General features: G+C 56.5%; 17 protein-coding genes. 11 read left to right on the top strand and 6 right to left on the bottom strand.

The genetic code is table 11. The features are described 5' to 3' along the window. Positions 1-90: 90 nt before the first annotated feature. The 7 genes from ACR0JG_RS20620 (at position 91) to ACR0JG_RS20590 (ending at position 8,076) form a co-directional block, all read left to right on the top strand. Positions 91-930, top strand: coding sequence for an EamA family transporter (locus tag ACR0JG_RS20620; RefSeq protein WP_170397778.1), 840 nt, complete (start codon positions 91-93; stop codon positions 928-930). A gap of 178 nt (positions 931-1,108) precedes the next feature. Further along, on the top strand, positions 1,109-2,002 hold the full coding sequence (locus ACR0JG_RS20615; protein WP_170397781.1) for a DeoR/GlpR family DNA-binding transcription regulator: 894 nt from the start codon (positions 1,109-1,111) through the stop codon (positions 2,000-2,002). Positions 2,003-2,022: 20 nt separating this feature from the next. Next, positions 2,023-4,062: an ABC transporter substrate-binding protein gene (locus tag ACR0JG_RS20610; protein WP_170397784.1), complete on the top strand. Its 2,040-nt coding sequence runs from the start codon at positions 2,023-2,025 to the stop codon at positions 4,060-4,062. A 61-nt stretch (positions 4,063-4,123) separates the two neighbouring features. Then, positions 4,124-5,128, top strand: coding sequence for an ABC transporter permease (locus ACR0JG_RS20605; protein WP_170397787.1), 1,005 nt, complete (start codon positions 4,124-4,126; stop codon positions 5,126-5,128). Positions 5,129-5,132: 4 nt separating this feature from the next. After that, positions 5,133-6,263 (top strand): ABC transporter permease, encoded by a 1,131-nt coding sequence (locus ACR0JG_RS20600; protein ID WP_170397790.1) that lies wholly within the window; start codon positions 5,133-5,135, stop codon positions 6,261-6,263. Beyond that, complete coding sequence (locus tag ACR0JG_RS20595; RefSeq protein WP_480572500.1) at positions 6,260-7,258, top strand: ABC transporter ATP-binding protein; 999 nt, start codon at positions 6,260-6,262, stop codon at positions 7,256-7,258. Before ACR0JG_RS20600 ends, ACR0JG_RS20595 begins: the two co-directional genes overlap by 4 nt. Continuing rightward, positions 7,255-8,076, top strand: coding sequence for an ATP-binding cassette domain-containing protein (locus tag ACR0JG_RS20590; protein WP_170613049.1), 822 nt, complete (start codon positions 7,255-7,257; stop codon positions 8,074-8,076). Before ACR0JG_RS20595 ends, ACR0JG_RS20590 begins: the two co-directional genes overlap by 4 nt. On the opposite strand, the gene ACR0JG_RS20585 is transcribed toward ACR0JG_RS20590, so the two are convergent. Both ACR0JG_RS20585 and hslU read right to left on the bottom strand, forming a co-directional pair. Then, on the bottom strand, positions 8,077-9,174 hold the full coding sequence (locus ACR0JG_RS20585; RefSeq protein WP_480572497.1) for an alpha/beta hydrolase: 1,098 nt from the start codon (positions 9,172-9,174) through the stop codon (positions 8,077-8,079). Positions 9,175-9,271: 97 nt separating this feature from the next. Next, the gene (gene hslU / locus ACR0JG_RS20580) at positions 9,272-10,579 is read right to left on the bottom strand and encodes an ATP-dependent protease ATPase subunit HslU (protein ID WP_170425348.1); all 1,308 of its coding nucleotides are present in this window, start codon (positions 10,577-10,579) and stop codon (positions 9,272-9,274) included. 198 nt (positions 10,580-10,777) lie between these two features. Here hslU and ACR0JG_RS20575 point away from each other — a divergent pair, with 198 nt between their 5' ends. Next, positions 10,778-11,179 (top strand): DM13 domain-containing protein, encoded by a 402-nt coding sequence (locus tag ACR0JG_RS20575; RefSeq protein WP_170397803.1) that lies wholly within the window; start codon positions 10,778-10,780, stop codon positions 11,177-11,179. Positions 11,180-11,284: 105 nt separating this feature from the next. Beyond that, a complete protein-coding gene (locus tag ACR0JG_RS20570) occupies positions 11,285-12,526 on the top strand; it encodes an MFS transporter (RefSeq protein WP_480572494.1) in 1,242 nt (413 codons plus the stop codon). A gap of 29 nt (positions 12,527-12,555) precedes the next feature. Here ACR0JG_RS20570 and ACR0JG_RS20565 read toward each other — a convergent pair whose 3' ends face one another. Continuing rightward, positions 12,556-12,909 (bottom strand): hypothetical protein, encoded by a 354-nt coding sequence (locus tag ACR0JG_RS20565; RefSeq protein ID WP_170425354.1) that lies wholly within the window; start codon positions 12,907-12,909, stop codon positions 12,556-12,558. Next, on the bottom strand, positions 12,906-13,463 hold the full coding sequence (gene hslV, locus ACR0JG_RS20560) for an ATP-dependent protease subunit HslV (RefSeq protein ID WP_170397812.1): 558 nt from the start codon (positions 13,461-13,463) through the stop codon (positions 12,906-12,908). Before hslV ends, ACR0JG_RS20565 begins: the two co-directional genes overlap by 4 nt. Positions 13,464-13,660: 197 nt before the next feature. Between hslV and ACR0JG_RS20555 the strand changes: the two genes are divergently transcribed. Further along, positions 13,661-13,858: a DUF1127 domain-containing protein gene (locus tag ACR0JG_RS20555; RefSeq protein WP_170397815.1), complete on the top strand. Its 198-nt coding sequence runs from the start codon at positions 13,661-13,663 to the stop codon at positions 13,856-13,858. Between the two features lie 55 nt (positions 13,859-13,913). Here ACR0JG_RS20555 and ACR0JG_RS20550 read toward each other — a convergent pair whose 3' ends face one another. Then, positions 13,914-14,276 carry a Lin0512 family protein gene (locus ACR0JG_RS20550; protein WP_170514195.1) on the bottom strand — a complete coding sequence of 121 codons (363 nt, stop codon included), beginning with the start codon at positions 14,274-14,276 and terminating at the stop codon, positions 13,914-13,916. Beyond that, positions 14,273-14,623 (bottom strand): Lin0512 family protein, encoded by a 351-nt coding sequence (locus ACR0JG_RS20545; protein WP_170397821.1) that lies wholly within the window; start codon positions 14,621-14,623, stop codon positions 14,273-14,275. The genes ACR0JG_RS20550 and ACR0JG_RS20545 overlap by 4 nt, the downstream gene beginning before the upstream one ends. 100 nt (positions 14,624-14,723) lie before the next feature. Between ACR0JG_RS20545 and ACR0JG_RS20540 the strand changes: the two genes are divergently transcribed. Next, complete coding sequence (locus tag ACR0JG_RS20540; RefSeq protein WP_480572491.1) at positions 14,724-15,155, top strand: hypothetical protein; 432 nt, start codon at positions 14,724-14,726, stop codon at positions 15,153-15,155. Positions 15,156-15,163 lie beyond the last annotated feature (8 nt).

Here is a 15,163-nt window from a genome sequence, read left to right as displayed (position 1 = left end):
GGGCGCAATCATCGACCCCTCATGCGGAGGTAACCCAATCCAACTCAACCAACAAAACATCACTGAGCTGTTTAAAGTGGCGATCTGACAGTGAGCGCTGAAATCGTTCTCATAATCCTTGCGGCCGCGTTGCTGCATGCGATCTGGAACACGGTTGTAAAAACGGCCGCTGACCGAACGGTCACGCTGGGTCTGGTTGCACTGGGGCATGTTATCCCGGGGGCGCTGATGGTAGCGGTTCTGCCGCTGCCGAATGTCGAGAGCCTGCCATATCTGGCAGGTTCGACTGTCGTTCATTTCGGATATTTCTACATGCTGAATCAGGCCTACCGGCATGGTGATCTCAGTGTGGTGTACCCGATCGCGCGCGGTGTGGTTCCTGCGCTGGTCGCTCTTTGGGCCGTGATATTCGCGGGCGAACATCTGCCGACGCAGGCCTGGATTGGGATCGCGGTGATTGCCACCGGCATTCAACTGTCCAGCTGGTCGGTTTTGAGGCAAGGGGTCGGTAGGGCATCGCTTGTTTTCGCATTGGGAACGGGCTGCTTTATTTCCATCTACTCGCTTGTGGATGGCCTGGGCGTGCGGGTGTCAGGCAACATCCTGAGCTATTGGGCCTGGCATTCGGTTCTGCATATCTTTGTTGTGGGCTTTGTCGCGCTACGGCGAGGCGCGCGTGTGCTTGATTTGCCTCTGCGCATCTGGGTGATCGGGATTGCAGGCGGAATGGTGTCGATGACGGCTTACGGCCTAGTGCTTTATGCCAAGAATTTCGCTCCGCTTGGCGTCGTGTCAGCCTTACGCGAAACCTCAGTGATCTTCGCGGCCCTAATCGGATTTCTGTTCCTGGGTGAAGGCAATCCCATGCGACGCCTTCTGGCGGCCGTGATGATGGCTGCTGGCGTGACGCTGATCGCATTGTCGTCATGAACACATTCTGGGATGAGTTGAATGATTCTTGCGAGAGATCTGAAATCCACCTGTCACGCCGCATGAAACTGCAGGTTTGTTGTGCCATGTTGACCGGAAAAGGCAAAAAAACCAAAATTGTCGCAAAAGATTTACATTTATTGTGGATTTTTGCGCGAAAATGTGACCGAGTCTGAAAATGGATGATGATAGCGTAACCATCCCACATCGTGGCCGAGAGCTGCTGGATGTCCTTGCGCGGCTGGGGGGGTCAGCGCGCAACACTCAGATCGCCCAGATCATGGACGTCTCTGAGGAAACGGTGCGTCGTTTGGTCAAGGCGCTGGCGCGCGCGAACAAGGTTGAGCGTGTGCATGGCGGCACATTTCTGTCTCGAGCACAGGATACACCGATGTTTTCGGGCGCGCTGGAGTATAATGCCGACGAGAAAACCAACATCGCCAAGCGGGTCTGCGGGTTGCTTGAGGACGAGATGGTGTTGTTCATCACCGTTGGCTCGACCATGACTCATGTGGCCGAGCAACTACGTGAGCTGCGGGGTTTGACCGTCGTTAGCAACTCTTTGTCAGTTGTCGCATCCCTGGCCGATCACAATGGCACGCGCGCCGTTCTGGCAGGGGGCGAAGTAATCCGGTCCGAGCGAGGCAGTTTTGGCCGTGCGGCTGAAGAACTCGCGTGTCAGTACAGCTATGACGCGGTGATCTGCGGCGCGGATGCACTGTCGCTGGTTGGAGGCGTATTGGCCTCGAACCCGCTGGAGGCGGATCTGACCCGTGCGCTGCAAGGGAACACGCATCGCATGATCGTTGCAGCGGACCACACCAAATTCGGTGCAAAGGCAGCCAACGTGTCTTGCCCGTTCGACAAGGTGACGGATCTGGTGACCGATATCGCGCCACCTGATGCGTTTGCACCCGTTCTCAAGCAAGCTGGGGTCCAAGTGCACATTGCATCGCAATACGATGTCAAATCCGGGCCAGATGAAACAGAGCCCCGGAAGCAAAAAAAGAACAAAGAAACCTCCGAAAGCAAAGCGGGCAAATCGGGCTCTCGGAAACGCAAAACGAAATAAACAAAACCTAGGGAGAAAACATGAAAAAGCTTCTTATGTCTGGTGTGGCCTTTGCCACAATCGGGGGCGCGGCCTGGGCCAATTGTCCTGCTGCAACCGTCGCGGATATGCAGGGCGTCGCAGCCGGTGCTTATCCTCAGCAGTTTGATCTGTCCGAGTTTCAATCAGCTGCAAACTGTACGCTCAGCTTTGCAGAAAACCCGGCTATTGGGGATCTGAACGGCATGATCCGTGGCAATGGCGATCTTGCGGCCGTTGCAGATCGTCTGCCGGCTGACCCGTTGGTCATCGTACCCTATGACTCGATAGGTCAGTATGGCGGCGTTCTGGACGCGCTCTCCAACGCTACAGAAAGCGGCACCTCGGACTTCCTTTCGGTGCGTCACGTCAACCTGTTCCGCTATTCCGACGACCTGCAGACCCTGGTGCCCAACGTGGCGAAATCCTGGGAATGGAACGATGACTTCACCGTGCTGACCGTGAATCTGCGTGAAGGCCACAAGTGGTCGGATGGCGCGCCATTTACGGCGGCGGATATCGTCTTCTGGTACGATAACCTGATGATGGACACCAATGTCATCGCCGAAGCGAAGGATTATGCGCTGGCGGGCGGTGAGCCGATGAAGGTCGAAGCGTTGGACGACACCACCGTCCGCTTTACCCTTGCCGCGCCCAAGCCTGGCCTGACCGAGACATTCTCGTTCACCTATGTGCAGCCCTACCAGCCCAAGCATTTCTTTGAAAAGTTCCACCCGGCGCTGGATGACAACGCCGACGCCAACGCGCAGGCGCTTGGTTATGAAAACGGGTACGAGCTGATCAAGGCCTATTATGGCAACTCGGACTGGATGGATACGCCATCTCCGATGCTGACAGCCGGTGACAAACTGGCGGGTCTTCCCACCGACACCATGCCGACGCTGGAGAGCCATATCCTTGTGAAGGAGAGCACCGAGGGTCGTCACTACGTGGCCAACCCCTATTTCTTCCAGGTCGACACGCAGGGTAACCAGCTTCCCTACATTTCGGAAATGGATGAAACTTACGTTCCGGACGAAGAAGTTCGCACCCTTAAGTTGCTGAATGGCGAGGTCGATTACAAATCGCAGGGTGTTAACCTGACATCCGCTCCGGTGCTGCTCGAAGGTCAGGAGAACGGTAACTACACGGTCGAGGTGAAGCCTTCGATCGGCTATCCGGTTCTGACCTTCAACGTGACCGCAGAAGACGAGGCCAAGCGCGCGATCTTTAACGATATCCGGTTCAGAACTGCGATGTCTGTTGCGATGGATCGCAACCAGCTAAACGAGGTTGTGGCTTTTGGTCTGGGAACACCGACACAGTACATCGGCTTCTCGCCACGTCCCGATTTCATCGACGAAAAATGGTCGAACCATGAGATCGAATTCGACGCAGAGCGCGCCAATGCGCTGCTGGACGAAGTAGGTCTTGTCGACAAGGACGGTGATGGCTTCCGCGACTTGCCGAATGGTGATCCGTTTGTTCTGGATTGGCAGTTCTCGACCCAGCCAGCTTCGGCGCAATTGGTGGAACTGATTGCTCAGAACTGGAAAGACGTTGGCGTCAACACCGCGATCAAAGAGGTGACATCCGACGAATTCCGCGCCGCACAAACGGCCAACTCGCTGGATATGGGCTTATGGCTGAAGAGCCAGCCAGCCGGGTCGATCCTCGGGGACAGCGAGATCTGGGTGCCTCCGTTTGATGGCTATTTCGACGTACGTACAGGTATGCTCTGGGCTGAATACATCAGCTCAAACGGTGAAAACGGTGTTGAACCGCCGGCTTGGGTCGCGGATCTGAAGGCTGCATTGGACACCTATCAGTCCAGTGCACCCGGCTCTGATGCGTCAGTATCCGCCGCGCAGAAGATGGTCGAGATCATGACCGGCGAGCTGCTGTTCCTGGGTACCGTGAATGCTCCTGCCCCGATCTATCACTCGAACAACCTGCAGAACTTTACCGAGTTCAAAACGCAGTCTTACGAGTTCTATCGGACCTATCCTTACCGCCCCGCCCAGTGGTGGCTGAGCGAATAAGGTTGAGAAGATAAGAAGGTGGGCGCCCGCGCCCGCCTTCACGCATCCCGCGGGGACAGATATGTTGCAATTCTGCAGATTTGCCGCCACCCGGGCGGTTATGGCGTTGGTCACTTTGGTCATCGTATCGCTGATTGTTTTTTCACTGATGGAACTGGTGCCCGGTGACTGTGCCGAGCGCTATTTGGCGTATAAAAACACCCAAGGGTCCGCGATCACCGTTGCTGACGTTGCAGCAGAACGCGCCCGGCTTGGGTTGGATCAACCGTTCCTGACCCGATGGGCCACCTGGTTGTCAGGGGCGTTTCGTGGCGATTTCGGCGAAAGCTGCATCCTGCGGGTGAATATTGCACAGCTGCTGGGCGACAAGTTCTGGCTGTCGCTGTGGATCTGCCTTGGCGCTTTGACGCTGGCTTATGCCATTGCAATCCCTGTGGGCATCATTTCTGCCGCCTCGCGCAGTGCGGTACTGAACAACTCGCTGCGGATCGTCAGCTATCTGGGTTTGGCGATGCCGAACTTCCTGCTGGCCCTGATGGTGATGCTGGTTTCAACCGTCTATTTCGGTGAGACTCTGACCGGGCTGTTCTCGCCCGAGTACAAAGAAGCGCCTTGGTCTTGGGGCAAGTTCCTCGATTTGCTGAAACACGCCTGGCTGCCGATCTTCATTCTGGGCTGGTCGGCCACAGCCTTTGCGCTGCAGACCGTGCGCGCGTTGATGTCGGATGAGATCGGGAAGCTGTATGTCACCGCTGCTGCCGCGCGGGGCATTTATGGCCGCCGACTGTTATGGCGCTATCCGGCCCGTCATGCGCTGGGGCCGATCGTCAATAGCCTTGGCTTTGACCTGAACCGGATCTTCAACGAATTGCCCATTGTGGCGCTGATCCTGACATTGACCGAAGCCGGGGCGCTTTTGCTTGAAGCGTTGGCGCGGTCCAATGATCAGCAACTTGCGGGGGCCATCATCTTTCTGCTGACGGCATCAATCGTGACGTTGAATTTCTTCACCGACATTCTGCTTGCGGTGATCGATCCGCGCGTGCGCAAAAGTATCCTCAGGTGACCAGATGACTGCGACAATCGACAACCAAAAGGCTAAAGAAGCCTATTTCACCGCCTCGCAGCGTCAGTTGATCTGGGCCCGATTCAAGAAACAGCGCGCGGCGATGATTGCGGCCACAGTTCTGGTCGTCCTGATCCTGTCGGGCATCTTTGCTCCGTTCCTGTCGCCTTACGATCCGACCGCCGCAGGGCGTGACAAAGACTATCTGAACGGAGCCCCGCAGATTCCAAAATTCTGCGACAAGAATGGCTGCTCGATCCGCCCGTTCCTGCACGGGGTCACCCGCGAACGCTCGTTGGCGACCAATTTCCGCTGGGTCGAGAAAGTTAACGAGGATGAACGCCGATATATCCAGTTCTTCGTTCGGGGCGACAAATATAAGCTGTTTGGAGTCATTCCCGGTAACATCCACCTGTTTGGTGTCGATCAGGGCTATGTTCACCTGTTCGGAACCGACAGTGCCGGCAAGGATATCTTCAGCCGTACACTGCATGCGGTTTGGACGTCGCTACAGGTCGGAACGCTTGGGGTGATGATTTCGTTCGTGCTGGCGCTCGCGATCGGAGGGGTGGCTGGATATTACGGTGGAATGGTCGACAGTGTGATCCAAATGATCACCGATGCGATCCGTACGGTTCCGGCCATACCTCTGTTCATGGCGATTGCGGCCTTTATCCCGCCGGAATGGTCGGCCGAAACAAGATTCTTTGTCATCACAGCCATATTGGGATTGGTCGGCTGGCCTACTTTAGCACGGCGGGTGCGTACCCATCTGCTAACGGAACGCAATCAGGAATACGTGCTTGCGGCGAAACTGTGCGGCGCGTCGCCGGGCCACATCATCCGGCGTCACCTGCTGCCCAGCTTCACCAGCTACATCATCGTCGATCTGGTGATCTCGTTCCCCTATATGGTCCTCAGCGAAACCGCGCTCAGCTTTATCGGGCTGGGGCTGAAAGATCCGGTCAACTCACTTGGCGTGATGTTGCAGAATGTGACTAAGGCGGATGTTCTGCTGAATTACCAATGGTATTTCATCCCGGTCATCTTCTTTGTCGTTCTCGTGATGTCTTTCGTGTTCGTCGGCGATGGCCTGCGTGATGCGGCTGATCCTTATTCGGAGACCCGCAAATGAGCTTGATCGATGTCGAAAACCTGTCCGTTCAGTTCAAAACCGATGAAGGGTTGATCACGGCGGTTGAGGATGTTTCGTTTTCACTCGCCCCAGGCGAGGTGCTCGGGCTGGTCGGCGAAAGTGGATCGGGAAAATCAGTGACGGCAAAGTCACTGATGAAACTAAATCCACCCAACGCGATCTATGCGCCGGAAAGCCGGATCGATCTGCATCTCGACAGCGGCCCGGTTGATATCATGGCGCTGAAGCGGCCCAAGGACATGGAGATTGTGCGCGGCGGGGCGATCAGTATGATCTTCCAAGAGCCGATGGCCAGCTTTGCCCCCGCGATCACCATCGGCAAGCAGATGGTTGAACAGTTGCTGATCCACACGGACCTCAGCAAAAAGCAGACCAAAGAACTATCGATCGAAATGCTGGACCGAGTGGGTATCCTTGAACCAGCGGCCCGGTTCAACCAATACGCTTTCGAATTGTCGGGCGGGATGCGTCAGCGGGCGATGATCGCCATGGCGCTTTCGACCAAGCCCAAACTACTGATCGCGGATGAGCCGACAACGGCGCTGGACGTGACCATTCAGGCTCAGGTTTTGGATCTGATGAAGGATCTGGTGGCCGAGTTCGGCATGGGCATCGTCTTCATCACCCATGACCTAAGCGTCGTCGCCCAAACCGCCGACCGGGTTGCGGTGATGTATCTGGGTCGGATCATGGAAAGCGGACCTGTGCGTGAAGTGATCCGCCATCCGGCACATGCCTATACGCGTGGCCTGCTGAACGCGTTACCCAAACTCGATGATCTGGACGCACCGCTAACCCCGATCCCTGGCGATATCCCCTCACCTCTGGAGCGGCCATCAGGCTGCGTGTTCCATCCACGCAACCCGGAACTCAAACCCGGATCGCGATATGAAACGGAACGCCCACCCTTGACCGAGGTCAGCCCCGGCCATTTCGCAGCCATTTTCCCCGAAGACGTGCCAGGCCAGCCATGACAAAAGCATTGATCAAAACCGAAAACCTGTCAGTCGAATTTCCCCTTGGTGGCGGGTTGTTTAACAAGCGCACGCTAAAGGCGGTCGACAATGTCTCGATCGAAATCCCGCAAGGGGCATTTGTTGGAGTGGTCGGCGAGTCCGGCTCGGGCAAGACAACACTCGGCCGCGCATTGCTGAATGCGGTTCCAATCACCAGCGGTGGCGCAAGCTATGACGATGGTGAAGAGCGGTTCGATCTGACCAAAATGTCAGCAACCGATCTCAAGTCCTATCGCCGTCGGGCTCAGTTGATTTTTCAGGACCCTTACGCGGCGCTTAGTCCTCGGATGACCGTGCGTGATATCATAGCCGAACCGCTGGATGTGATGGGCCTGACCGCATCGCGTGAGGAAACCGATGCGCGGGTTCGCGAGATTGCGGGCAAATGCCGGTTGAACCTTGAACATCTGCGACGCTATCCGCACGCGTTTTCGGGCGGTCAGCGTCAGCGGATTTCGATTGCGCGGGCGCTGGCCTGCAACCCGCGATTTGTAGTTGCCGATGAATGCGTGGCGGCGCTGGACGTGTCGATTCAGGCGGATATCCTGAACCTGCTGAAATCCCTTCAGCGAGATATGGGCCTGACCTTCATGTTCATCAGCCACGATCTGTCGGTTGTGGCCCATACCTGCGATTTTGTGGTTGTGATGTATCACGGCAAGATCGTCGAAAGCGCCCCAACGCGCGAACTGTTTGCCGCTCCCAAGCAAGACTATACCAAGCGGTTGCTGGATGCGATCCCATCGCTGGACCCCGATCATCGAATGCGTGCCTGATCAGGGCGCGCTGACCTGCGCCTGTCCGGTCTCGGTCAGCACAATCTCGGTCGCGCCATCTACGCTGCGCTCGCTGGGTGGGACAAGGACATCGATGCCAGGCCGGTCGGGGCCAAAGGTGTTGCTGACCCGGCGGACCGAACTGAGAATGGCCAGCAGCGCCGGAGACGTTGCCGCCACGAAATGAGATGATCCCGCATCGCTGTTGAATGCAGTCGTGTCGATCACGCTGATCGGATATTCGGCCAACGCGTCGACCGAACTGATATTACCCAACCTCTGACTGTCCGCGGTGCCGCGCAGCCGAGCCGACAGGTTCAGAATCTTGTCCTTCTGGGACACCATCACCACAAACGGATCGGGCGGGCTCTTGATGCTGTTCATCTGGGATCGGAACAGATCCACATCCAGATCAGGTGAGATCAGGATGACCCCCTCAAGATTGCGGCTTGCCCACCCCGGCTCGCGCAGTTCGGCTTGCCGCATCATCTCCATCGATAGGGCGCTGCCCATCGAATGCGCTATCAGTACAACCCGCTTTACGCCCATTGATTTGAGCAATCTAATGGTCTGTTCCAGCCCGTCTCGGGCAAACAGCATACTGTCCAGATCATAGGCGTAACCGGTGCCGCGCGCCTTACTGGGCCAGGAATAAATCAGAATGGTTCCGGGGATACCGATATCATGGCTCAGCTGAGCGGCCCGAAATGCGGTCTCAGTCTGCGTGGCGTTATACCCGTGAACAAAGATGACCACGTCATCCACGCCACGCAGACGGGACTTCAGATCCTGCGGACCAGAGAACTCGGTAACATCCGCCACGACAAACTGTTTGTTCGGATTCGGGTTCGCGTATGAGAAATTGAGTTCACCCGGCGTATGCGACGGCGGAATCGAGACGGTCATCTCAAGGTAACGAAGTGCCTCGGCACGGTTAGCTCCGTAGCTGCCATCCGGCTCGCGCGCACGGGTAGTGGCGGCAAAGACCGTGGCGGGGGTGCCGACCTTAAGGGCTTCGGGTGTGATCTCTGTGATGGACCGATCCGCACAGGCGGTCAGCACAGACAGCGTCACAATGATGATGAAATAGCGCAGCACACTCTGCCCCTGTGAAGTTACAGGGCTACGCTACCGTATTCCCGCCCCGCGTCCAGCCTGAGGGCACGACTCATTGGCAAAATCCGGCTGGCACCTGTTACAAAACGTAACGGCTGAGGTCCGTGGATTTTGTCAGCTCGCCAAGATTGTCGTTCACGAAACCTGCATCGACGGTGATCTCAGCCCCTGCCTGATCCGGTGCGGTGAACGAAAGCTCTTCGAACACGCGCTCCATCACCGTGTAAAGCCGCCGCGCACCGATATTCTCGATGCTTTGGTTCACATCCGCCGCAATCCGGGCCAAGGCTGCGATCCCGTCTTCGGTGAAACTGACCGTGACCTCTTCAGTGCCCATCAGGGCAGTATACTGCAGGGTCAGAGCGTTGTCGGTCTCGGTCAGGATACGTACGAAATCCTCTTCTGTCAGGGCGCGCAGCTCCACGCGTATCGGCAAACGGCCCTGAAGTTCTGGCAGCAGGTCCGAGGGCTTGGCGATGTGAAACGCACCGGATGCGATGAAAAGGATATGGTCGGTTTTCACAGGGCCATGTTTGGTGCTGACAGTGGTGCCCTCGATCAGAGGCAGCAAGTCGCGCTGAACCCCTTCCCGGCTGACATCGCCCCCGCGCGCATCGGATCGGGCGCAGACTTTGTCGATCTCATCCAGAAACACGATGCCGTTCTGTTCGACCGCTTCCAAAGCCACGCGGTTGACGGTTTCATCATCCAGCAACTTGTCGGCCTCTTCCCCAATTAACGCCTCATAGCTTTCAGCGACAGTCATGCGTTTCTTGACGGTCCGACCACCGAAGGCTTTGCCGAAGATATCACCCAGATTCATCATCCCCATCTGACCACCCGGCTGGCCCGGAATATCGAACATCGGCATCGGGTTCGTGGTATCGGACAGTTCCAACTCGATTTCGGTATCGTCCAGCTCACCCGCTTTCAGCTTCTTACGGAACATCTCCCGCGTCGCTTCGCGGGCGTCGGTTCCAGCAATCGCCTCGATCACGCGATCCTCGGCGGCCTGATGGGCGCGGGCTTTGACATCCTCGCGCATATACTCGCGGGTTTGCAGGATTGCGGCGTCAGCCAGATCACGCACGATCTGTTCAACGTCCCGACCGACATAGCCGACCTCGGTGAATTTGGTGGCTTCAACCTTGATGAAGGGTGCGCGGGCCAGTTTGGCCAGACGGCGGCTGATCTCGGTCTTGCCAACGCCGGTGGGTCCGATCATCAGAATGTTTTTCGGATAGACCTCATCGCGGATGTCATCTGGCAACTGCTTGCGCCGCCAGCGGTTGCGTAGCGCCACGGCGACGGCGCGTTTCGCGTCTTTCTGCCCGATAATAAAGCGGTCCAGTTCCGAGACAATCTCGCGCGGGGTCAGGTCGGTCATATGTGTTCTATCCGTATGTTTCGCAGCGGAACCTAATCATACGGCGCGAAAACACAAGCCGATCACGAGAAGATCACGGCAACTCACGGGCAGCACACGGAATTTCGTGGTGATGTGAATCGCCAGATGCACAGCGTCTGCGGCATAACCTTTCGCGACGGACTCTGCGTCCGTATGACATTAGGGAGATACCTCATCATGATGACTCGTCGTTCGCTTTTTGTGAAAGCTGCAGCTACCGGCGCGGCCCTGTCTCTGGTCGGCACCACCGCTGCCCTGGCCGGTGGCGCAAAAAAGAAAGGCACATTTGAAGGCCGCTCGAACCACGTCACTACCGGTTCGGTAAAACTGGTCAAAGATGGCGAGCGTTACATCGTTGAACTGGGCGACGACTTTTCGCTGGACAACGGCCCCGACCCGCGTGTCGCATTTGGCAAGGACGGCACATACGCCCCAGACAGCAAACTGGGCGCGCTGCTGCACCTGACCGGCAAGCAATCCTATGCCGTGCCACCAACCATGGATGTCTCGGGCTACAACGAAGTTTACATTTGGTGCGAGGTTGCCGGCGTCCCGCTGGGAGTTGCTTCGTTGAAGTAATCACACCCTTCAGGGGTCGGGCTTTCCGGCCTCTGACACGCCGTTAGGTGACAGGGCAACTGTCTGTTACACTCGCCCCAAGATATTGGAACTGGGGGCGTTTTCATGACCAAGATTGCCAAGATCACCTTGCTGTTTGTGGTTTTTGTCGACCTGATCGGGCAAGGCTTGGTGTTTCCCATCATCAACTCGCTGATCATGGAGACAAAGTCGGGCTTTCTTCCGGAAAGTACCGCCATGGGCACAAGGCATTTCTATTATGGTCTGGTGATCGGCTGCTTCTTTCTGTCTTGGTTTTTGGGGGTGGTCTATGTCTCGAAAGTCTCAGATTCCATCGGGCGCAAGAATGCCCTTCTGGTCTGTCTGACCGGAGCACTGGCCGGCTACGCCCTGACCATCGCCGCGCTTTATCTCAACAGCCTGCTTCTGCTGATCATTGGCCGATCAATTACCGGGTTTACCGCAGGCAATCAGCCCATCGCACAGGCGGCAATGATTGACGGCAGCACAGATGCAGCCGACCGAGATCGCAATATGGGCTACATCGTGACCGGTGTCAGCTTTGGCCTTGTGGGCGGCCCTATCATCGGAGCGGTCCTGTCCGATGCCGCTTTGTTGGGCAGCGCGGCGACGCTGAAAACGCCGTTCTACGGGGCGTTTGTGTTGGTCCTGATCGCCATCTTTCTGGTCACCATGTTCTTCAAGGACACCAGAACCGAGCGCGAACCCTTCGTCTTCCGCCCCCGTGACATCACCGATAGTCTCATAGCTGTCCGTGAGCACCCGCTGGTTCTGAAGATCATGCCGGTCTATGCGCTGTTCATGGTTGCCAATGTCACTTTCTATGTGTTCGTCGACAACTTCCTGACCAGCGCCTGGGGCTATGGCGTGATCGGAGGCAGCATGGCGATGGTGGTCATTGGCGTTGCACTGGCCTTTTCCAGCACCTTCCTTGTGAAACCAGCGCAGGAAAGGTTCAGCAAGCACCAGATCATCTACACCTCATTGGTGACCATGGTGATCTGTGGCTTTGCCTTTGCGTTCAGCCCCAGCGGCGTGCTGAGCTATATTCCGGTCTTCTTCTTCTACTTCTTCTTCGGCGTGTCCTACCCGACGCTGCTGGGCCTGTTCTCATCCAGCGTTGCCGAAACGGATCAGGGCTGGGTCATGGGCGTGACCACAGCCGTGTTCTGTCTAGCAGGCGGTATCATGTCCTTGATCGGAGGCGGATTGATGAGCATCGACATCCGCGTGCCGTATTATATCGTCATTGTCACTGCCCTGATGGGCCTTATCGGGATGCATCTGAGGTGGAAGGGGAAAGAGATCAAAGCGCTATTGGCATAAAGAACAGCCGATAGAGCGGAGGGGGTCACCTACTCCTGCTCTTCCTCAATTTCTTCTTCGTCAAGTTTGCGCTGGCTTTCCTGTAATGGCGCGCGCTCTATCAGTGCCCAAATTTCCTTTTTGGTCTTCTTTGAAACAGCGCCTCTGGCTTCCAGCTCGATCAATAGCGAGCGTGTCTGATCTTCGGTACAGCCAATTGTTCTGCTGAGCCGTTCCAGAGTTTTGAACTTGTATTTGGTATCCCTCAACATGGACTCAAGCAGCTTCTTGCGAGGCTCTTTCCATGTCTTGGCGTGCTTCCGGTTCCGATATTCCTCAAGCACAATCGGCCCAACAATACCGCCAATCAGCCCACCAAATATCGCCGCCAGAACCGCACTCATGACCCGATCGTCTCAACCGTCAGATTGCCGTTGGTATACACGCAGATATCCGCAGCAATTGCCATAGCTTCACGCGCCACATCCTCGGCTGGTTTGTCGCTATCCATCATCGCACGGGCCGCCGCCAGGGCAAAGTTGCCGCCCGACCCGATTGCAGCGACGTTGTGTTCGGGCTCAAGTACGTCCCCTGCCCCAGTGATCACGAGCAGATCCTTGCCGTCGGTCACAATCAGCATCGCCTCGAGCTTCTGCAGATACTTGTCGGTGCGCCAGTCCTTGGCCAGCTCGACCGAAGCACGCGCCAGTTGGCCGGGCGTCGCCTCAAGCTTGGCTTCCAGACGTTCCAGCAGCGTGAACGCATCCGCCGTAGATCCGGCGAATCCGGCGACCACTTCGAACCCGCCCGGTGTCAGGCGACGCACCTTTCGCGCAGTGCCCTTGATCACGGTTTGGCCCAGGCTGACCTGCCCGTCCCCGGCGATGACAACCTGCCCGCCCTTCTTGACGCCAATAATAGTGGTGCCGTGCCATCCGGGAAAATCGCTGTCTGCCATGAATGCCTCCGTTATCCGTGCTGTCATATATGGGCCGGGCACGGGTTCTGCGCAACCGGTTCTAAAAATGCCCAAAAGATATGCAGTAAACGCAAACCGGGGCTGTTGAGTCAGCATTTGTGAGACTCAGCCGCCGGAGTTACATGAGGCTTACAACCGACAACGGGTCGGCTGTTTCTGTTAAAAGGACTAAGCACATGGCAAACGCAATCGCAAAAACCCATGCGCCGCGCGGAGCAGTCACCATCCTGCACGCAGTGGACGCATTCTCTCATGCATTCGAAAACGTTGTCGAATGGTACAAGTCATATCAGACACGCAACGAACTGTCGCAACTGAGCGACGAGCAGCTGGAAGACGTCGGGCTGACCCGCGCTGATATCTCCAAGTTCTGATCCAGGATTTGAACACTTATAAGATGAGCCGCTCGATTGAGCGGCTTTTTCTTTTTCAGTTTTCGACGAATTTACCTGCGAGATCAGGCAGATAAGCCTCAACTGCAGCAGTGGCTACGACATGCCGGGTACCCGCCTCGGCATCCTCGACATCCAGTCCCCCTTTGACCGCCCGAACCGAGGCGCGGCCCCGCGGCAGATCCGAGGCGACAAGATCACAATCAACCTTCTCAGGCTGCTGAACGCCAATCGTGACCTCAACGCGCATCTCCTCATGACTGATGCCCAGTTTGGAAAACAGCGTGATGGACGAGTGGTGCAGCGCGTCCTGAACAGCGCGGCGCGCGGCCTTGGTATAGTCCTGACCATACAGATCGTTGCCGGTCCCCATCTCCAGAATGATGCGTTTTTCCGTCATCGGGCGGGCTCCATATCAAATGAGACAACGATCGCGGCGTTGGCGATCACCGTGCGACCTTCAGAATGGGGTTTGTCGATATCCAAGCCACCATGTGTGACCGTGATGTTGGGCTGGCCGTAGGGGAAAATGGCCTTCAACGCCTGCGAATCCACCCGGTCCGGTTGCTGTACACCGATTTCCGCGTCGATGATCATGGCCTCTTTCGGGAATCCGAACAATTCCGCCATATTGACCGAGTTATGCCAGAGCGCATCCTTGAGCGCGCGCAGCGCAGCTTCGGTATAGTCTTCGCGCCGAAGCGACGTACCCATACCGAATTCCACCAATACCCGAGTTTTGGGCATGTCGCCTCCTTATTCCTGATGACCCGATAATCTGCACGAGTTCTTGCGAATTGAAAGAACCAGTACAGTGAACTGCATCCGGCCAAACCACGAAACCCGAATGTTTGGTGTGTACCGCAGCAATCGACTAGAATTCTGTCTGTTTAAGCACACGATCTATGAAAGGTTTGATTCCATGACGTATTTTCGGCTCATGTCATCATTATTGTTGTTTGGACTTCTGGCGCCAAGCGTATCCGCTGAAGTCATAGAAAACAAAGCGAAATTTATGAACCTGATCGTTGATAAGAAGCTGGTTCAAGGCGAAACCTGGGTGACAATTCACAAGGACGGCACGGTTGAGGGCAAAGGCCCGAAAGGTGGCAGTATCAGCGGCACGTGGGAGTGGAAAGACAGGTATTACTGTCGGAGAATCGTGATCGTCGGTGAAGTGATGCCCCGCGACTGTCAGGTGGTTTCAATCGCAGACGACACCGTTACATTTACCCACAAAGACGGCGCGGGAGTATCGGTGAGGTGGACCATCAAGTGAGTCTAAAC

This window comes from Ruegeria sp. AD5 (assembly GCF_056542345.1).
Note: the sequence above shows the minus strand (reverse complement) of the source record. Positions and strands in the feature narration are given on the sequence as shown.